This window comes from Asaia sp. A2 (assembly GCF_057319415.1).
Map to the genome: position 1 here is coordinate 46,976 of NZ_JBXWTO010000002.1, position 19,568 is coordinate 66,543.

Sequence of the window (19,568 nt, forward strand, 5' to 3'; positions counted from 1 at the left end):
GGTGGGCAGCTTGCCAAAACGTTTACATCAGCCGACCACGCGAAGCCGTGATCGAGACGATTTTTGTCGTTTCACGGATTTGGTGCTTTTCCCAAACGTCCACTTATCTGACTGCCGACGATTCGCGCCCTGTGATGAGTGAAATGTCTTTGCACTGTCACCGGGCGCGGACTTGTCGGGCGGAATTCGGCAGTATCACTCCTCGGCAAAGAAATCCTCATCCACGCGCTTGAACGCAATCTGTCGGTTGATGCGCACGCCCACGCCATATTCGATCATCAGGTCGGTCAGCCTGTCGCCATCAATCAGAATGACGCGCTGATTCAGATGTTTGACATAGTCTCTCGCCTGAGCGCTGAAACTCGATGTCGTGACAAACACGCCCTTGGTCGCGCCATGCCCGACCAGACTGCCCACAAAGGCTTGCACATCGGGTCGGCCGATTGTCGTATCGGCATAGCGTTTGGCCTGAACATACACCCGGTCCAGACCCAGCTTGTCTTCGTTGATGACACCATCCACACCCCCATCGCCCGACCGGCCAAGATTTGTGGCAGCGCTTCGCTGCGAGCCGCCATAGCCCATGGCAATCAGCAGATTGACAATGAGGTGCTCGAAAAACGCCGGCGTGTTCTGGACGATGCGTTCCAGCAGTTCGGCCCGCAGGGCTGACTGCATGGCTTGGTATGCGGCCTCTATCTGCTCTTCCGGCGTGGCGGTTTCGATTGAAGGCGGCGCGGCGTCTGCGGGGGCGAAGGTGCTTGTTTCGCTCTCCACCGGCTTCGGCTTGTCGTAGAAATCATTGAAGCTCTGATAGGCTTTCAACTCGTGGACACCAAGCTGCGCGGGATTGGTGTTCAGCAAGGCTTTTCCGGCCTCGGTGGTGACAAACCGCCCGCGTTTGGGCGAGGCGATCAGCCCCGCCTTGCCCATATAGAATTTTGCCCAGTGGATGCGGTTATGGAGCACGCGCTGATTGCCGCTCGGGAGCAGTTCTTCACGTTCTTCCGTGCTCAGGCCGAGTTGGTTGGCAATATGCTCGGCGGCGTCGGCCACACGCTGTTCGCCTGTGGCGGCGAGACGCAGCACGGGGAGCATCACCTCCTGATAGGTCGGAATGGTCATAGGCTCAGGCCGTCTTCTTTCGCCCGCGCCTGGCTTTCGGCGCGGCTTCGCGCTCCGCCCGTATGCGGTCGAGCAGCACGCTGGCGGGTTCGTCATTCGGGTCCTGCGGCACCAGCTCGCCTCGGAAGGCTTTGGCCAATACGGCCTGATCAAGATGGTCGATTAGCTTGCGGGCACTCGTCGCATCGGCGGCGAGACGGTCGATCCATGCGAAGGCGGATTTGATACGCAGTATGACACTTGTTTGCTCATCTCTCGAACATAGAGGAATCGGCAGGTTTCCGACCTTTGAAAGGCTTAGTGTATGTAAACCTGAACCAGAAGAAGAAACCGTCTCAATATTATTCCTAGATAATGGAGAAATTAGCCAGTATAGAGCAAGATCTGTCTTAACGAGAGAGCCATATATAACGCGTATTATATGGTTTTGGTGCGAACACTCAGGTATTTCGCAATTACATATAGCTACTCGTCCAATTTGCTCGATACTTCCATTTCCTTCGACTAAAAGGAGGTCTCCCGCCTTGAGCATCGTTCGTTGCAGCTCGCCGTCTGTACATCCGATGTATGCTATGTCCACGAGCCTCAGCTCGTTCGCATAGACATTGGCGACTCTCAAGTAGGGCACCTGCTGGGGCAGGGAGCTTCTGGACGAATTTTTAGTAAGCCCGCCCGAGACATGGCCCACAGTTTTGATGGATGACCACGTCCAGCCAAGAGGTAATTTGTCTAGATGATGTGTACGAGAATTTATCTCGTTGTCGGATAGAAGGGAACAATTGTGGTCGGTGACGTCCCGCGTCAGATCGCCACGGAAGGCGGCGGCGAGGATGGCTTGTTTGTATTTCTCGACGAGGCGGGGGATGTGGTCGAGATGGTCTCGGGCGCGTCTGGATTTACAGGTAAGGCTGTCGATCTTCGCCACGATCCGCCGTTGTTCGGGGAGGGGGGGGAGTCGAAGAGACAGCTGCTTCAAGCGCCCACCAGCTATACGTTGACGAGTCGTTCCACCAGCTTGGTCAATAATATTGGCCCTGACTATAGGGCTGTTGATCGAGTGCATGACCCATTCAGTGAAGGTTGCAGTTTTTGCTCCCCGCCTCCAAACGAATACATCGACGGCAGTTATGGCTGGAGAGCTTAAACTTGGGAAAATACATGCGCGCCCTAATGGATCGGGCATCCGTGCGATCAACAGATCTCCTTGCTTCAGATAGGTGCAGCGAAGGCGCTCAGCTGTCAGATCCGTCACAAATCGAGAAGATCGATCGCGGAAATTGCCATCGCCAACATCAGCTAACTGAATCAGACGCACTCCTCCTTCTGGGTCTTGGTCCTTACTCTCGATCCAATCACCGTCAGTGGCCAATCCGTCGATGCCAGTCAGTTCTTCTAAATTCGCACAAGCCCACCCATGCGGTAAATCACTCATTCCGCGGCCTCCACAACCGAAACCGCCTTATCCACACTATCCGGCTCCAGTTCCTCGGATAGTGTCTCAATCTCCTCCAGCGCGGCCTTGAGATGCCCGATGATGGCGGCGGCGATGTCTTCGGGTTCGGTCAGGGATTCTTCTGCTTCGGTCTCGGTGTCACGCAGCCAGCTTATGTCGAGATTGTCATTGCGTTCCGTGATGGCGGCGCGGGTAAATTTGCGCCAGCGGCTGTCCTCGCCCTGATCCTGCCTCAGGGCCTTGCCGTAGGGGTCATCGCCATAAGCCGCCTCGAAATCGGCAAAATCAGCCACGGTCAGGGGGCGTGTCTTGCCGAAGGCGGGCATATTGGCACGCATGTCATACACCCACACGGCCTTCGTATTGCCCTTGTCGCTTTTGCCACGGGTGAGGAACAGCACGTTCGTCTTGACGCCCTGCGCGTAGAAAATGCCTGTTGGCAGGCGCAGGATGGTGTGCAGATCGCAAAGCTCCATCAGCCAGCTGCGCAGGCGGCGGCCGGTATTGTCCTCAAACAGCACGTTATCGGGAATGACCACGGCGGCACGGCCGCCGGGTTTCAGGGCCCGGACGATATGTTCCACGAAGGCAAGCTGCTTGTTGGACGTATCGGCCGTGATGGAGAAGTCAGAGCGCGTCGGGCGCCCGCCGCCCTTCTTGGTGCCAAAGGGCGGGTTGGAAAGGATGAGATCGGCTTTTGGCAGGGCCTCGCCATCGGGTGAGAGCGTGTCGATATTGACCATGCCGCCCTCAATGCCGTGCAGCAGCAAATTCATCAGGCTCAGGCGGTGGGTATCGGGCACCAGCTCCGCCCCTGTATAGGCGTTGTGACGCTGGAAATGGGCTTCCTTCTCGTCGAGGGCGTAAATCCCCCCCTTGTGCTCCTTGATGTAGTGATCAGCGGCGACAAGAAACCCTGCCGTTCCACCAGCCGGGTCCTGAATGATTTCGCCGGGATGGGGCTGCATCAGGCGCACGATGCAATCGATCAGCGGGCGTGGGGTGAAATACTGTCCGGCGCCGGATTTCTTGTCGGCGGCGTTCTTTTCCAGCAGGCCTTCATAGAGCGTGCCCAACCCTTCTTCACGGGCGGAGAACCAGTCGAGCTGATCGAGAGAAGTGGTCAGGGCCTTGAGGTTGGTTGGCTTGCGCAGGCGGGTCTGCGCATCGATGAAAATGGCACTGACCAGTGAATCCTGCGCCTTGCCGAGTGCGAGCAGCATGGCCTTATCTACTTCAAGCAAGCCCATGAGCCCTTGCGGTGTCGGCCAGTCGACCAGCGCGCGTCGATGGTTTGCCGGGCGACGGACATCGCGAAACCAGATGCCGCTCTCTGTCTCAAGCTGTTTGAGGTAGGAGCGCCCGTTGGCGGCGAAGACATAGGGGACCTTGTAGGCGCCCCAGGGGCCGCCAGCATAGGTGAAGTCAATACTGTCCTGCACGTCGATCGCGTAGCGTTCGGCCTGGTCAATTGCTGCCGAGACGTTCTTGCGTTTGCGCTTTGCCTCCACCATGCCAATCAGTGTGGTGCCTGCAAAAAGGGCATAGTCGGCGCGGCCTTTCGTGACCGGCCACTCGGCAATGGCGAGATTGCGCCCTTTGGCAGGCCGGGTACCGTTGCTGTAGCGCAGATCGGCTGTGTTGGCATCCCAACCCCGGTCACGCAATTGCTGGTCTATGAGCGCCCGTGTTTCGGCTTCATCGAGGTCGATCTTGGCGGCAGCTTTTTCACCCTTTTCGACCAGATGCGCGACCTCAGCGCGAGGCGCAGCCGCAGCTTCGGCCTGAAGCGCGACGAGTTTGCTCTCAATCTGCGCCTTTTCTGTATCGAGATCCTGGGCAATGCGTTCCCACGCGATACGATCTTCCGCCTCGCGTTGATAACGTATTTCGAGGGCTTCACGCGCCTGTGCGTGCGTCTCGGCGTCCAGACGGGCACGGGTCGCATTGCCTTCGGTATCGACGACAAGGCGTTTCAGCCGTTCGATTTCCTCGCGCAGAGCCGTTGCGGCATCAGCAGGCTGGCGCGGCGGTATGAAAGGGCCTGCTCTGAAATTTTCGGCGCGGCCATAGGTTTCATGAAACCAGATGCCAAGCGACCGAGCGAATTTGAGTGTTGTGAGAGCGGTAGCGTGATCTCCTGTCGCCTCATGAACGGCGCTGTTACCCGCCTTGCGCAAGGCGTGAAAGATATCGGCAATCTCTCTGGGTATAAGTCGATCGTAGGAGAGGCGTCGCAGGGTCTCCTCGAAGGTTTCCCGTTCATCGCGATAGGTCGCATGGTGGGCGGCAATCAGTTTCGCCATGAGTTCGGCAAACTGCCGCAGCTTGACGATGGTGGTCGAGGGATCGCCAGGAAAGTAACGTTCAGCCAGCCCGCCAAGCGTCGTCAACTGTTGATCATGCTGGGCCAGAAAACCGAAATTCAAGGAGTTCACAGTTTCGTCCCCATCCATTGCCCGTTGCACATCAACCCAATAACCACCTTCTGTAACAATGGGCTTGTGGCTGTAAATCACAGGGAAATACCGATGTGTCAGGCTGAGTCAGTTGCCCTATGCCTCTCGTATTCAAGGATGCCCCAATTTTTTCGACGTAACAATATCGGTCATTCATCGTGACCTGCATGAGGTTCAATCATCACTGGCAAGGCATGACAGGCAAGGCACCACTGGCAAGGCACCACTGGCAAGATACCACGGACAAGGCAGTGCCGGCGTGGCGATGGATGTTCTTGCGCAGCTAAAGGACTTGTCTGACCAAAGGGATTGGCCTTGCGGTGTCAGCGAGCGGTGCGATGTGATGGCGGTCATGATTCAGCCCTGAGCGCCGGAGTTACCAGGTCCGGGCCATCGGAGCCCTTGAAAAGTTGTTCCCTCATGGGAAGTATGGGGTCACTATCGAGCCTCTCGTCTGGCGTTGCGAAAAGGCAACGTCTGACCTGGGGAGGACTTGGTTGCTTTGCCTTCGGCGGGGGCAGCGGTATAAGCATTTCATTCTGCCCGCATCATGAACGTGACAGATGACGAAGCCTGACGACCAGAAAATGCGATTGCACCGCCGCGCCACGTTACCCTTGGAAATGATCCGCCGTCAGGGCGCGTGTTTTGATTGATGTGCCGCACATAGCTCGTTTGTTGCCGCGGGGGCACGAGCCATTCTCATTGCCGAGCCAGAAGCTTGCAGGGGTTTGCGGTTTCATGATGCTCGCAATCTCGTCGTTCCCTGCACACGCAGCATCGGCCGACGGCATCGCATCGCTGAGTGACTACACCATCAAGCACTGGACGACACAGGACGGTCTGCCGCAAAACTCCATCCGCGACATTGTTCAGACCCGCGACGGGCGCATGTGGTTCGCCACATGGGAGGGCCTCGTTTCCTACGATGGTCTCGATTTCCACGTACAGAACCGGGGTAGTGATCCGGCTCTGCCCGATAATGGTATCGGCGCCCTGACACTCGATGCCTCGGGGAATATGTGGTTCAGCGACTCACGGGGGGATATTGGCCGTCACGACAGCGACGGGAGCTGGCATTTCTGGCAGCATGAAGCGAGTGCCCCCTCCACACTCATCCAGTCGATGAAAGTGGACCGGCATGATGATATCTGGCTGCTCTATGAAAACCACGGGTTGGGAACGATGTCTCCTTCGGGGGATTTCCATTATTTCACGGCTGCGGCCAGTGAGCCGCTGTCGAGCATCTATCGCAACATGGCGTTTGATTCGGCCGACTCACTATGGCTCGGTGGTTATGGCGGCATCGTTATCCGGGACAAGAACGGCCATGTGCATCAACCCCCGGCCTCGTGGAATCTGCTGCACGGGTTGTCATGGCCGTACCATGCGCCGGATGGCACATTCTGGGTCGTTTCTGACAGCCGCATCTTTTCCATCACCGGTGGCAAGCCTCGCCTGGCTTATGATCTGAGGGATCAGGGACGGGTTACGGCACTGTTGCAGGATCGGCATGGATCGCTCTGGGTCGGCACGGAAGATCACGGATTGCTGCGACTGAGCGGAGGCAAGGTCGAGGTCATGCCCGACACGCTTGATCCCACGGGCGGGCGTATCCTGTCTCTCGCGGAGGATACAGAGGGATCGATCTGGGTTGGTACCAATGCCGGTCTCTTCCGCCTGCAGGAAACACCGTTCAGCACATTGCGCCGCCACAATGGCCTGTCGGGTGACTTTGTTCGCACTGTTATGGAGGATCATACCGGCGCCCTGTGGGTCGGCACGGATGGCGGAGTATCACGCATCGTGCATGATGACTCACCAGAGACCCTGTATTTGCCGACGCGCTCTGGCCACCAGCCGGAGGTGCTGTCGAGCGTTGAGGACAGGGATGGTACGATCTGGATGGGTACCTATGCGGACGGCCTGTTTGGTGTTGCTCCGGATGGGACAATCCGCCATCTGGATAGCGCCAGTGGCCTGCCGCCCGGTAATATCAGGGCACTCGCGTTCACTCAGGATCATAGCCTTTTGATTGGCACGCAGCATGGCCTGTTTCGCCTTGCTGCACCCGACAAGGTGGAGCGCTATGTGGTCCCGAAGGCGCCAGGCGGGCTGATCACGGCCCTTCTTGATCAGGGAGATACGTTGTGGGTTGGTACGCTCGATGGCGTGCGTGTCATCCATGATGGCAGAATACGTGCCCTGCGCTTCAACGGGAGCGATGGCGCCCATACGATATTCGGTTTTGTCGCGATTGCTGACGATCTCTGGCTCACCACTGATCGCGGTTTGTATCGCTATCGTCATGGAAAGATGAGTCATATCGGGCGCGAGGCCGGCTTGCCGGTCGATTCCGTATTCGCGATGGTCGAGGACCCCAGGGGATACGCATGGCTGACCAGTAACCGGGGGCTGTTTCGTTTCGCGTTGGCCAATCTCGATGCCGTTGCCGACGGTAAGCGGATAAATCTCAACGTTATTGAGCTGGACGAGACCAACGGGCTGAGCAGCAGCCAGGCAAGCGGCAGTGCGCAGCCCAGTGTTGCTCTGCGAAGTGATGGTTCACTCTGGATTGCCACGGCGGTCGGATTGGCGCGCACCGACACAATCAGTTTCGACCGGTTTCTTGTCAAACCGCCCCCACCGCCTGTCGCGCTTGACGGCCTTGCCATGGATGGGCGCGATATTCACAATCTGCGCAAGGATGACGTGCTGCATGTGCCGTCGCGGCACAACCTGACCATACGCTATAAGGCCCCCAGCTTCATTGCACCCAATGAAATCCTGTTTCGCACCACGATCACCGGGGCAGGAAACACATGGACGACAACGGGGCATTCGCGCACGCTCGAACTGACCTCGCTCCCGCCTGGCACCTATACCCTTACAACATCTGCTGCGCATCCCGGGCAGGTCTGGCCCCGGCCGGTCACATTGATACGGTTCGTGATCGATCCCAGATGGTGGCAGCGGCGTCAGTTCTGGGTTTTCTGTGCAGTTGCGCTTTGTATCGTCATTGCCCTGTCCTACTGGGGCATCGTCTGGAGCTACAGGGCAGAAGCCAGCAGGCTTTCGCGCATTATCCGGTCGCGTACGAAAGACCTTGAAGCCCAGACACGTGAGAAAGATGCACTGCTGGCGCGTCTTGAAATCCAGATTGACCTGACAGCGCGGCAGGCGCGCGAGGATTCCCTGACGGGGGCTTACAACCGGCGCGCTTTCGACGAAGCTGTCGAAAAGATGCTTGTCGGCGCCAATGCAGGCGGTTCCGATTTCTGCCTCGCAATCATCGATATCGATCATTTCAAGGCAATCAACGACACCTACTCCCATCAGACGGGAGACCAGATTCTGCGTCAGGTCGCGCATGTTCTCAAGACCAGCTCCCATCCGGCCGATATGGTGGCACGTATCGGAGGCGAGGAGTTCGGTATTCTTCTGCCGGCCCAGACACTTGACATGGCTAGATCCCGTCTCGAAAGCCTGCGGGTAGCGTTTCATGAAAAATTCGATTGGGAGATTTCGCGCTCTACCGGCCTCGTTACATTCAGCGCAGGATTGACCCGTTGTGAGCCAGACGACACCATCAAGACGCTTATGCGACGGGCTGATGCGCTGCTCTATGGGGCTAAACATGCAGGGCGTGACCGCATCCACAGCGCCTGATGCGACAGAACTCGTGCGCCGGGACGCTAGTTGGATCATGAGCGGGGGTCAGGCAAGGCCAAAACGTAAACAAACAACCATTGTCCTGCGGGCCTGTAACACCGTATGGTCGCGTTGATCAGCATCTTTCAGTTGTCGCACAAGCTTTAAGCCTCAAGCTCTAATGTTCCACTGCGAGCATTCTGGACCCAATAGGTATGGAACCGGGTATGGTCGATAAGATGGCGACACCGTATGGCCTGCGCGCCTATGATATTCTCGATACGCCGCCTGAGCGCGGCTATGATGATCTGGTCATGCTGGCCAGTCAGATCTGTGAGACCCGTTTTGGCGTCGTGAGTCTGATTGATCGCGATCGGCAATGGTTCAAGGCTCGGCAGGGTATTGTTCTGTGCCAGACTGACCTCGATCATGCCATTTGCGGCATGGTTGTAAGCACCGATTCAATCATTGAGATCGAGGATCTGCAGATCGATCCCCGTACGGCACAAAATCCTTTGGTGTTCGGCGAACCCCACTTGCGATTTTATGCCGGAGTGCCGTTACGGACGCCCTTTGGCACAATCGGCGCGCTGGCCGTCTTCGATCCAGCTCCCCGCCCCGGAGGACTGTCTGACGTTCAGCGAAGTGCTCTGGAAAAACTGGCGCGCCTTGTTGTCGATCTGCTCGAACTGCGCCGACAGAGCATGGAAAATGAACGCGCCCAGAACCACTGGCGTAGTCTTGTCCAGACTATGAATGAGGGTTTTTTTCTTGCACGGTTGCTGCGTGACGAGGAAGGACAGGTGCATGACTGGCGGTACCACGAGGTCAATCCCGCCTGGGTACGCTATATGGGTGTGACGGCAGAAGAAGCCATCAGCAGAACGTGTCGCGATATTTTCCCCTGGGTTGAAGACCGCTGGATTTCTCTCGCGGCACAAGCTGTCGATGAGAACCGTCCCGTGCCCTTTGTGCAGGAAGTGCGCACGCTGCGCCGCTGGTTCGAGGGTACCTTCTACCCGGTCGGGCAGGATTTTTTTTCGATCACGTTCCGCGAGATCACCGCTCAGGTCGCCGCCGAAAAGCGCCAGGCCGGGCTGATCGCACTTGGGGATGTGCTGCGCGACGAGCGTGATGTAGAGGCCATGATCAGCCGGGCGATGGCTATCATCGGCGAGGCCTTCGATGCTGATCGGGCGACCTATGGTGAGCTTGATCACGACATTGAAACCCTGACAGTCTGCGAGGGATGGGCGATTGATGGCATGCCACCCATCAGGGGCCGGTATCGCTTCGATGATTACGGCAGATTGCGTGAGACGCTGCTTGCCGGTGAGGCGCTTGTGATCAGCGATATCCTGACTGACCCGCGAACGATTGGTGAAAGCGCAGGCTGGCTGGCACTCAATGCCCGCGGGGTCATCAATATTCCCGTACGGGAAGACGGACGCAATGTAGCGCTTGTGCTCGTCCATTTCTCATGTCCCCATGAGTGGAGTACTGAGGAAATTCATTGGCTTCACAATGCAGCTGACCGCCTGGAAGTCGCCATAGCCCGACGACGGGCCGATGAAATGCAGGCCGTAGTCAACGGCGAGATTGCCCATCGCCTGCGCAACACACTTGCCATGGTACAGGCTGTTGCCAGGATGACGCTGCGTGATGTGTTGTCAAAAGAGGATGCTAGCCGGTTTTATGAACGGCTTCAGTCTCTGGGGCGTGCTCATGACCTGCTGCAAGGCGATGACCAGCGAGCAGCCCATCTGGGTGATCTGATCGCCAGTATCCTGCGTGATGCCAGCATGGATACGCGTTGTCGCCTGTCTGGCCCTGTCATCCGTCTCGGCTCGCGTGCCGCGATGTCGACAGCACTGTTGATCCATGAAATGACGACCAATGCCTGCAAGCATGGTGCCCTTTCAATGCCGGATGGCGAAATCGAGATCGACTGGGAGATCGATTGTCAGGCCGGGAGAGGGGAGCTGGTACTGAACTGGCACGAACGTCAGGGACCGGTGGTCACCGCGCCCGTGCGTGGCGGATTTGGCTCACGGCTTATTTCCTTTGGTCTGATTGGAACGGGTGGCGTTGCGTTGCGCTATGAGCCTGAAGGTCTGTCGGCCAGCTTCAGGGCCGATGTAGAAAAGATCATGAGGACATGATGGTGCACGCGATATCGGGCGAAACATCAGGTTTCCCTACCGTGTTGGTTGTGGAGGACGAACCCCTGCAACGCATGTGTCTGATGGATATGGTCGAGGAGGCAGGCTATGCTGTTGCGGAAGCTTCCGACGCGGATCAGGCCCTGATCATTTTGGAAAACCGCCCCGACATCCGTATCGTGCTTGCCGACGTCGATATGCCCGGCAGCATGGACGGGTTGCGTCTTGCGGCGCTGGTGCGCGACCGTTGGTCACCCATCGAGATCATTGTCACAAGTGGCCGCGGTGTGCCCCAGCTTGCAACATTCCCTGCTCGTGCCCGGTTTCTGCCGAAACCACTCAACGAGCAGCGGGTGAAAGAAGCCCTGACCCTTTTTGCCTGAACAATGACGCGCAGAGAGAGGATTTATCGTTTCAGGGCGCCAGCCTCAAAAACTCAGAGCGCCTGTTCGCTTATCGCTGTGCGAACGGGGCGGCGATGAGCCGCGACGCAGCAGAGAACACTGGCAATGATGAAAAGAAAAGAGGCGATCTCCAGCGGCCGTGGCAGGCGGTGCTCCCAGATAAAACCGTAGAGCAGGGCAAAAAGCGTCTCGAACAGGATCATCTGCCCCGTCAGGGTGAGTGGCAACAGACGACTCATGCGGTTCCAGAGCGCGTTGCCAAAGACTGATGCTACAAGCGCTACCCCCCCAGAGACGGCAAAGAAAGATGTCCATTCCCTGAGACTATGTGCCGCCGGATCAACGATCATTGCGACAGGAAGCAATAGCACCGCCTGCGCGCCGGTGATGATCCCCGTCAGCAGGTTCCACTCATGCGCTGTAACCTGACCAAGGCGAGCAAGAGCCCGGCTGTTTCCGACAGCAAAGCCGGTCCACGAGGCCAGTGCAGCGCAGGCGCAGATCAGCCCGAATACTGAATTGCGACCAGTGGTACCGGTCGAAAGATCTGCCTGAAAAAGGGCCTGCCAGCCGATGCAGAATGCGCCAATCATGCAAAAGAACAATGAGGGTGCGAGCTTGAGTAAGGGCGGAGCGTCCTTGTCACGACTGCCTATGATCGTCACCACAACCGGCATGAAACCGATTACGAGCGATGTCAGCGCAATTCCGCCTTTTTGCACGGCCATCGACAGCATGACGTAATAGAAGCTGTTGCCGAGAAAAGAGAGACGGAACAGCGTGCGCCAGTCGGTAGCATCAAGAGCATGGCACAGCGCGGGCAGTCTGCGTCCGATCAGGATCAGCGCGATGGCACCATAGGCGAGGTAGCGCCCGGCGGCGAGATAAAGCGGCGAGTAATGACGTACCAGTTCAGGGGCGAGAAAAACCAGCCCCCAGAGGGCCCCGGCCCCGGCCCCGCACAGAATTCCCATAGGTGAAACCGATACCGGCTTCGCGGAAGGGAGCGTCATACCGGCGTTCTCCTATTATTCCTGCATGAGGTGGCGCGGCTTTCTTCTTGATGCTGGGGTTTGTCATGGTCAAGCCTTGCCGGGCTACGGCCTCGGCGTCGATTCAGGCAACGCTGCACGCCGATCCATAGCCCAGAAAGGCATATCAGGCTGACGCCGCAGAGCAGGGGCAGAATGATCCAGAGCCGTGCCTCTGGCTGACGAAGCCAAGAAAAGAAATCGAGATCATGGGGACCATAGATGACCCAGCGCGTGCCTTTTTCCGCTGTGTCGATACGTAGCAGCGCTTCGCCGGACCGGGCATCGAGATAGAGTCTTGCCCTGTCTTTTCCGATGAGACGAAAAACCGGAAAGACGCGGCGTTTGTGACGCGTCGAGAAATAATAGGCGTCATCGTTCTGCAAGAGGGTCACGTCGACCCTTGTGCCCGTCCGAGCCATTGTATCGACAAGTTCCTGCACGGTCAGGGGTGAGGGCGCGAGTGTCAGATCCAGACGCTGCGGGGGACCCTCTGCGTCTGTCACTGCAAGTCTCGTTCCATGCACGCCGGGCAGGACAACAATGTCGCGAAACGGCCGGTTGGGTGCGCGGGCAAGCGCTGCAACTGTCTCTGTCAGTGCCGAGGCGGGCAGCGTGCCGCGCCATTGGGACATCCAGAGGGGGGAGGGCTTGTGAGCCATCAGCCCCGCCGGGTTCATGCTGAGGAAGCCGGTCAGGATCCATGACAGGAGGAAGAGCCCGAAGACCGACCCGGTAGTGTGATGAATGAGATGCGTGCCGCGATAGGGTGAGAGACGACGCCCGACCCGGAAGCGGCGCAAACCGATCCAGAGCCCGAGCGTGATCAGGGTGACGCCAAGGCCTGACAGGAGAATGAGCGTGTCAGACCAGATGACGGGGTGACGGCGCAATTGTGAAAAATACAGCCAGTGGGGGATAGCGCCAAGCCATGACCAGAACCGTGTCTTGCGGGTGGTGGCCTGAACAACATCGCCCGTCAGCGGAGAGAGATAGAGGATCGTGTGGCGCGAGCTGTCGAAATCGAAGCGATAGAACCCTGCATCATGGCCTTTGGTATTCAGGATCCATTGATCTACGCGGCGCAGCCCCCTGAAAACGGGTGGGGCGGTTTCGCCCTCCAGCGCAGCGTAGCGGCAAGCGACCTCCGCCAGAGCGGCAGGGTCGGGATAAATATCTTCACGGCCCAGAATCTGGCCTGTGCGCAGGTCGTAATTCCGGCTTTCTGCCTTGTCGTCCATGACCTGCAAAACCGGGATAGATCCGGCCATAACCAGCCGGAACTGCCGATAGGAACCATGCAGATCCGGGAGCACTGGAGGGCGATCGAACCGGAGAGGCTCATGTGCCAGTCTGGCAAGCCGCTCGTCTGGCTGGGGCCAGGGCTTCCAGAGCATGACCATCCCGGACAGGCACCAGAGAAGCATCAACGCGCCAAGGCCAATACCCAGCCAACGATGAACCAGAAACGCCGTCCGAACGGCTTTTTTGCGCCACCGTTTCGCGCGATTAGTCATGATGAAGAAGGCGCGGGCGCATGACTGATCCGGATAAAAGCAGAAAGAGGCGGCTTTTACCTGCCGCCTCGTAGTCTTCCTGACAAGACGCTTGTGTCGTGCGGCGCTGCATCAATGCCGCCCGCTCAGGCCTCGATGAGGTTCACACCAAGCATGCGCAGTTCCGCCAGGCAGGAAGCAGGATCAGGGGTAATGCTGCGACAGGCAGGGAGCGCGATATCAGTTGTGAAGCCAAGCCGCCGCGCATGACGGGCCGTTGCAGCAACGCAGTAATCGAGCGCGAGGCCGCAAAGCGTGACATGCCCGATATCGAGCCCGCGCAGGAGGCCTTCGAGCCCGGTGGCGTGAACCTGATCGTTATCGAAAAAGGCCGAGTAGGAATCACAGGCGATATCCAGCCCCTTATGGACGATATGGCTGAGTCGGCTCTGGTTCAGGCGGGGAGAAAAATCGGCCCCTCTTGTGCCCGCTACGCAGTGAATGGGCCAGGGACCGCCATAGGGCGTGAAAGAGCAGTGTTCAGGCGGGTGCCAGTCCCGGCTGGCGATAACGGCTGCAAAATCGAGAGACACAAGCGTGTCAATCGCGGGGAAGATTTCATCGCCATTGGGCACGCCGAGCGCGCCGCCAGGCAGAAAATCATTCTGAACGTCAATCAGGAGGAGGGCTTTTCGCATGGTCAGTCCGGTGGCTCCCTGTTTCTTCAAGAGGCTAGGCGCCTGCGTGCCATCACATTATTCCGCTTTCCTAATGGCCGATAACATGACGCATGTCGTCCTCGAAATGATGAAGCGCGTCCTTTGTGGACATGTGCCGCCTGTGGCCGTTTTCGGAGACAATCGTAACCGTGGCGGTCATGCCCGCTGCCAGATGCAGGTCAGGCGGAAGCTTGTCGATGTGGATACGTACCGGGATACGCTGGGCGAGCCTCACCCATGTATAGACCGGGTCCACCGATGGCAGGCCCTGTGTTGCGGTCGAGGCATTCATGCTTGAAATACCGCGGGTAATGCTCTCGACATGGCCGAACACAGGATGATGGCCGCCCATGAGATCCATCCGGACAGGGTCGCCAATTTCGATATTATGAACCTTGGTCTCCTCGAAATAGCCGTCCACCCAGTAGGAGGCGGAATCGATGATCTGGATATTCACATGGCCGGCTGTCGCAAAATCGCCGGGCCGCATGAGCAGGTTTGTCACGTAGCCATCAATCGAACTATGCACGATCGTCCGCTCCAGATCGATGCGGGCCTGTCTGAGGGCAGCCTGGGCGGCGTCATACTGGGCCCGGGCCTGAGCGGCGGCGGCGGCATATTGCTGCTTTTCCTCGCCGGATACGGCAACACCCGGGATAATCCGACGCCGCTGGAACTGCGAATTTCTGAAATCGAGATCGGCCTTGCGCTCGGCCAGATTGGCTTCGGCAGAGGCGACACGCACCTTGAAGTCGAAAGGATCGATGACATAGAGCACGTCGCCCCGGTGCACGAACTCGTTGTCCCGTACCCGGACTTCGATAATTTCGCCTGAAACACGCGGCGCCATGTTCACAACCTGCGCGCGGACCTGCCCGTTACGGGTCCAGGGGGCTGCGGTATAGTAATCCCACAAGATCACGATGACGATCCCGGCGACCATAAGGATCGACAGGGTGATGAACCACCGGATCAGGCGGGAGGCACGAGCGAGCACGAGCGGATTACCTTCACAAAAGCCAGGTATAAAGGCCAAGCAGACACACAAGCAGGCCGAATTGCGCGAGTGGCGGATTCCAGAAGAAACGCCATAGATTGAGACGGCCGAAGCACCAGCGCACGATGGCCAGCGTCAGAAGGGCGAGAAACAGATTGGCGACAAAAGCCGAGACGAGAACGCCTTCGAGGTCGATGACTTCACTCATACCCATCACCCGTGTTGCGTGTGGAAATCCCGCCTACCATCGCCGACGCCCCAGGCCGAAATGGCGCAAGGTCGAGCGATTATCCTCAAGCGTGGACCGCACCGCCTCAAGACTGCCCGCGCAGAGCACGGCCAGATTGCGCTCATCGTGGCGCGCCGTGCGTGCGATATCGAGAAAGCGGTTGCTGATTTGTGGCAGGGCATGACCAAGGGTGGGAAACGAAGCGGTATTGATGAGCCCATGTGCTTCAGTGGCGAGAAGGCGCAGGCACGGCAAGGCCGCAGCCTCATCCAGATAGTGGCGCACCCGCGCCAGCGTGGTGGCGAGATCTTCCAGCATGACCAGGCGATTGAAGACATGGCGGTTGACGCGGCGATGCGCGTCCATGCGTTTTGTCCAGGTCAGTAATTGCGCAAGCCTGTCATATTTGAGGCTGAGCAACTGTGCCCCGGCAGGACGCCCATCGCCACGCAGCTGGGCCTCAAGATCCTGACCGATTGAGGCCGCAATACGAAAACGCCGGCTTTTGGGCGTAGGAGGGAAAAGCAGGACCAGAATGACGAAGGCAACGACACCCGAGATCAGATAGAAAATATTGCGCGAGATGAAGGCGAGCGGGTCGTAATCCTGATGATTGCTTAGACCGAGAATGATGGGAAAAAACGCCCCGTAATTGAACCCGATGGCGCTTGTGCGGGCGTTCATCAGCATGACGCAGGCAAAGATCGTGTGGGGCAGAAAGACCAGGGCCAGTGCACCGAAAGCAGCAATATGCGGAAGCACGAAATAATTCATGATGATGGCCACAGCCACGGCCAATGAGAGGCCGAGTATGGCACCCATGCCGAATTGGGAGGTGTCGAGCGCGGTGGACGCGAGCGTCAAGATCAGCGCGGCCTGTGACAGAGCCGCCATTGAGGCAGGCTGATCGCTGGCGATGCAAAGCCCGGCGGTGATCGAGAATCCCAGCAGGACCCGTAGCGCGTTGATGAAAGCGGCGACATGATCGGCATGCTGGCCGAGCTGTGCCAGTTTGAGGGCGTTTCCTGCAGGGGTGGCGTGCTGCAGCGTATCGATGCCCGTCGCGATATGAAGCCGGTTGCTCAGCATGACGGCGCTGCGCTCCAGAAAATGCGCATCATGGGCGTCGGGGTGATAATCCGGTGCTTCGGCCTGCATGGCGTCCATCAAGGAGCCAACCGTTTCGTAACGGTCGCTATTGTCCTCACGCAACTCATGCCATGCCAGCACGTGACGATGCGCGAGAGCCGAGACACTCTTGTGGCGCAGGATATGGGCGATGGCGCGTCCTGACCCAAGGACGGTGAGCATGCCGATGATCGCAAGACGCGCCCCGGCGCTACGCCGCGTTGAGCGGTCGATCTCGGTACGGGCATAGGTAATCTGGGCCGAGAGCGAGAGAATCTCGCCTGCGATGGCGGTGGTCTCCATCGCATCAGGTATGGAATCGCCCCGTATGGCGTTGCGTCCGAAAGCCCGGATCTGACCCGCCTTGGCCTCTAGACTGTCCGCCAGTTTCTGCCACGCCTTGGGTGAGCCGGTAAGCATGTTGACGAAGGCCACAGAGGCGATGCCAATCGCCACACAGCTTGCGCGGGAAAGGGCGACGTCAAACACATTCTGCGGTGTGTCGATCACGTTGATGGCGACCAGAGCGATCGTATAACCGGCGAGCAGCGCACCATAGGAACGGAAATGGCGTTCCAGCGACCCGATATAGGTGCAGCCTGCCAGCCAAAGCGCGCATCCACCCAGCATCATGCCGCGATCCTGGCTGAAACAGGCGATGAGCAGGATGGAAGCGCCTACGCCAAGGGCCGTGCCAACCAGCCGGTAGAGCGCCTTGGAGAGGGCCTGTCCGCGAAGGGGCTGGGTGATGATCATGACGGTGACGGCGGCGCCAGCAGGGGAGTCGAGCTGCGCCCAGAAGGCGGTGGCAAGGGCGAGGCAGACCGCCGCCCAGCTGCGCAGGGAAAAACCGATCCATCCGGGCGGGAAGGGTGGGTTGGGCAGATCGGCGGGGACGGGCCACCAGCGTATGCGTGTTTCCACCCCCTCTGACATGTGCCTCCAACCCGAAATCTGACGCGCGCAACAGGAACGCCCCGAAGGCTCAGAAGGTCAAGCACGCAGGGGCCTGGCGCAGGCCGGGAAATCCTTTGTCAGATACGGGTCTGTAATGGTGCCCCCATTGGAGGCAGAGATGGAAGGTCTTGGCAGAATATCGGCGGGCTGTCCTGTGATCGAAGACCGCCATGACGGTACGCGCTGTCGGAATTGACGTTGCGACGAGACGAGCAGGCGACAGGCTGGGGACTGACCCGAAGGCGGGTCTCCGGCAATGCTACGGCTGTCTCGAAGCGGCAGGAGACGTTCGATTGACGCCGTTTCCGATTACCGCCCGATATGACGAGTATCCCTGGTTCGAGGCGTGGCTAGCGCTGAAAAAGGTACCTATGCGTCACCCTGCGCCATGCGGGATACGAGAAGCTGATTGATGCGGAAACCATCCACATCGACCACTTCGAAGCGGTATCCCGCGGCCTCGACCCGGTCGGCCTTGCGCGCCATGCGGCGCAGGCGATGCATGACGAAACCGCCGATTGTGTGAAACAGATCGCGCTCGGCGTCGAGGTTGATATCGAGTTCACGGAACACGTCTCCGATGGGCGCTGCGCCGTCGATCAGCCATGAATTTGCGTCGCGTCGCACAATGGCCTGTTCTTCAAACGGGCTTGCCAGTCCATCCATGAGCGCGCCCATGATGTCCTTGAAGGTGATAAGACCGACCACCAGACCGTATTCATTTACGATCAGCGCAAAGCCGGCGCCATGCGAGTCGAATTGCGCCAGTGTGTCCCACAGGTTCAGCGTGTCGGGCAGCGAAAGTGTGTCACGACGCATCCGGAAAATCTGGTTGGTGATGGGCTGGCTCGGATCGGTATAGGCCGGTACCTCATCCACTACGGCGACCAGAACGTCCTCGGCGCGGATCGAGCCAATCACGTGATCGAGCCCGCCATCGCATAGCGGGTAGCGTGAGTACGGACGGATACGTACCTTGTCGCGCTGAGATTCAAGGCTTTCCTGCACATCGAGAAACACAATTTCATCGCGCGGGGTCATGGCCGAGGTGACAGAGCGATCCTGCAGCGCCAGAACGTTCTGGATCAACTGGTGCTCTTTCTCCTGCAACGCCCCGGACGCCGTTCCTGCGGCAAGCATGGCGTTCAGATCCTCGGGTGTGACCGGCTCGACGGCAGAGGCCGCCGGAATGCGGAGCAGGGCAAGCATCCAGTCCGAAATGACCGAGAAGATCCAGACAGCGGGGTAGAGCACTCTCAGCGCCCCGGTAAGGAACCAGCCGACACGCAGCGCTACGCGGTCAGGATTATTCAGGGCAATACGTTTGGGCAGCAGATCGGCAAACAGGACAAACAGGCCTGTCACGACCACGAAGGCCAGTGTCGCAGCCGTCTTGGTGGCGACACCTGGTGTCAGCCCGGCCTCGATCAGGGCCGTGCTGAAGGCCGGTGTGAGAAGCTCACTGGATATGACACCGCCAAGGACGCCCACGGCATTAAGGCAGATTTGCAGGACGGTGATGACCTGCCCGCTATTACGCCGCAGCTTGAGGAAAGCCGCCGCGCGAGCGTCACCCTGATCGGCCAGCGCACGCAGGCGAATGTCGCGCGCTGCGGCAAAGGAGATCTCGGAGAGTGATATCAGGATCGAGACGGCAATCGCTGCCACCATGGCCGCGAGGCCCAGAAGCAGCAGCATCATGTGCCTGACTCCTCATTCTGAATGGGCTGAAAAAAGAAGAGCCTGTTTTTGGATTT

The 19,568-nt window shown here is 58.6% G+C and carries 13 protein-coding genes; 3 read left to right on the top strand and 10 right to left on the bottom strand.

Going from position 1 to position 19,568, the window contains the following annotated elements; all coding sequences use genetic code 11:
- Positions 1–195 precede the first annotated feature (195 nt).
- Genes ACWNRM_RS02555 through ACWNRM_RS02565 form a run of 3 tightly spaced genes read right to left on the bottom strand, consistent with a single transcriptional unit; the run spans position 196 to position 5,016 of the window.
- Entirely contained in the window at positions 196–1,125 is a 930-nt protein-coding gene (locus ACWNRM_RS02555) for a restriction endonuclease (RefSeq protein ID WP_485169363.1), read from the bottom strand.
- Between the two features lie 4 nt (positions 1,126–1,129).
- Positions 1,130–2,557: a restriction endonuclease subunit S gene (locus tag ACWNRM_RS02560; protein WP_485169364.1), complete on the bottom strand. Its 1,428-nt coding sequence runs from the start codon at positions 2,555–2,557 to the stop codon at positions 1,130–1,132.
- Positions 2,554–5,016, bottom strand: a complete 2,463-nt coding sequence (locus ACWNRM_RS02565) for an HsdM family class I SAM-dependent methyltransferase (protein ID WP_485169365.1) — start codon at positions 5,014–5,016, stop codon at positions 2,554–2,556. The genes ACWNRM_RS02560 and ACWNRM_RS02565 overlap by 4 nt, the downstream gene beginning before the upstream one ends.
- Before the next feature lie 762 nt (positions 5,017–5,778).
- Between ACWNRM_RS02565 and ACWNRM_RS02570 the strand changes: the two genes are divergently transcribed.
- From ACWNRM_RS02570 to ACWNRM_RS02580, 3 genes are all read left to right on the top strand, one after another.
- The gene (locus tag ACWNRM_RS02570; RefSeq protein ID WP_485169366.1) at positions 5,779–8,706 is read left to right on the top strand and encodes a two-component regulator propeller domain-containing protein; all 2,928 of its coding nucleotides are present in this window, start codon (positions 5,779–5,781) and stop codon (positions 8,704–8,706) included.
- Between the two features lie 209 nt (positions 8,707–8,915).
- The gene (locus ACWNRM_RS02575) at positions 8,916–10,850 is read left to right on the top strand and encodes a GAF domain-containing protein (RefSeq protein WP_485169367.1); all 1,935 of its coding nucleotides are present in this window, start codon (positions 8,916–8,918) and stop codon (positions 10,848–10,850) included.
- On the top strand, positions 10,847–11,233 hold the full coding sequence (locus ACWNRM_RS02580) for a response regulator (RefSeq protein WP_485169368.1): 387 nt from the start codon (positions 10,847–10,849) through the stop codon (positions 11,231–11,233). Before ACWNRM_RS02575 ends, ACWNRM_RS02580 begins: the two co-directional genes overlap by 4 nt.
- A gap of 53 nt (positions 11,234–11,286) precedes the next feature.
- On the opposite strand, the gene ACWNRM_RS02585 is transcribed toward ACWNRM_RS02580, so the two are convergent.
- The 7 genes from ACWNRM_RS02585 to ACWNRM_RS02615 all read right to left on the bottom strand — a co-directional run bounded on the left by ACWNRM_RS02585 (position 11,287) and on the right by ACWNRM_RS02615 (position 19,512).
- Complete coding sequence (locus tag ACWNRM_RS02585) at positions 11,287–12,267, bottom strand: DMT family transporter (RefSeq protein ID WP_485169369.1); 981 nt, start codon at positions 12,265–12,267, stop codon at positions 11,287–11,289.
- Positions 12,264–13,802 (bottom strand): PepSY domain-containing protein, encoded by a 1,539-nt coding sequence (locus tag ACWNRM_RS02590; protein WP_485169370.1) that lies wholly within the window; start codon positions 13,800–13,802, stop codon positions 12,264–12,266. Before ACWNRM_RS02590 ends, ACWNRM_RS02585 begins: the two co-directional genes overlap by 4 nt.
- Positions 13,803–13,927: 125 nt before the next feature.
- Positions 13,928–14,479, bottom strand: coding sequence for a nicotinamidase (locus ACWNRM_RS02595; protein WP_485169371.1), 552 nt, complete (start codon positions 14,477–14,479; stop codon positions 13,928–13,930).
- 70 nt (positions 14,480–14,549) lie between these two features.
- On the bottom strand, positions 14,550–15,497 hold the full coding sequence (locus ACWNRM_RS02600) for an HlyD family secretion protein (RefSeq protein WP_485169372.1): 948 nt from the start codon (positions 15,495–15,497) through the stop codon (positions 14,550–14,552).
- A gap of 13 nt (positions 15,498–15,510) precedes the next feature.
- Entirely contained in the window at positions 15,511–15,705 is a 195-nt protein-coding gene (locus ACWNRM_RS02605) for a DUF1656 domain-containing protein (RefSeq protein ID WP_023978594.1), read from the bottom strand.
- Positions 15,706–15,738: 33 nt separating this feature from the next.
- On the bottom strand, positions 15,739–17,790 hold the full coding sequence (locus ACWNRM_RS02610) for an FUSC family protein (protein WP_485169373.1): 2,052 nt from the start codon (positions 17,788–17,790) through the stop codon (positions 15,739–15,741).
- 390 nt (positions 17,791–18,180) lie between these two features.
- Positions 18,181–19,512: a hemolysin family protein gene (locus tag ACWNRM_RS02615; protein WP_485169374.1), complete on the bottom strand. Its 1,332-nt coding sequence runs from the start codon at positions 19,510–19,512 to the stop codon at positions 18,181–18,183.
- Positions 19,513–19,568: the final 56 nt, after the last annotated feature.

Excerpts from the sequence above, each read along its gene's own strand:
- ACWNRM_RS02585 (WP_485169369.1), bottom strand. The coding sequence starts at position 12,267 with ATGACGCTCCCTTCCGCGAAGCCGGTATCGGTTTCACCTATGGGAATT.
- ACWNRM_RS02575 (WP_485169367.1), top strand. The coding sequence starts at position 8,916 with ATGGTCGATAAGATGGCGACACCGTATGGCCTGCGCGCCTATGATATT.
- ACWNRM_RS02555 (WP_485169363.1), bottom strand. The coding sequence starts at position 1,125 with ATGACCATTCCGACCTATCAGGAGGTGATGCTCCCCGTGCTGCGTCTC.
- ACWNRM_RS02595 (WP_485169371.1), bottom strand. The coding sequence starts at position 14,479 with ATGCGAAAAGCCCTCCTCCTGATTGACGTTCAGAATGATTTTCTGCCT.
- ACWNRM_RS02615 (WP_485169374.1), bottom strand. The coding sequence starts at position 19,512 with ATGATGCTGCTGCTTCTGGGCCTCGCGGCCATGGTGGCAGCGATTGCC.
- ACWNRM_RS02610 (WP_485169373.1), bottom strand. The coding sequence starts at position 17,790 with ATGTCAGAGGGGGTGGAAACACGCATACGCTGGTGGCCCGTCCCCGCC.
- ACWNRM_RS02560 (WP_485169364.1), bottom strand. The coding sequence starts at position 2,557 with ATGAGTGATTTACCGCATGGGTGGGCTTGTGCGAATTTAGAAGAACTG.
- ACWNRM_RS02570 (WP_485169366.1), top strand. The coding sequence starts at position 5,779 with ATGATGCTCGCAATCTCGTCGTTCCCTGCACACGCAGCATCGGCCGAC.
- ACWNRM_RS02580 (WP_485169368.1), top strand. The coding sequence starts at position 10,847 with ATGATGGTGCACGCGATATCGGGCGAAACATCAGGTTTCCCTACCGTG.
- ACWNRM_RS02590 (WP_485169370.1), bottom strand. The coding sequence starts at position 13,802 with ATGACTAATCGCGCGAAACGGTGGCGCAAAAAAGCCGTTCGGACGGCG.
- ACWNRM_RS02605 (WP_023978594.1), bottom strand. The coding sequence starts at position 15,705 with ATGAGTGAAGTCATCGACCTCGAAGGCGTTCTCGTCTCGGCTTTTGTC.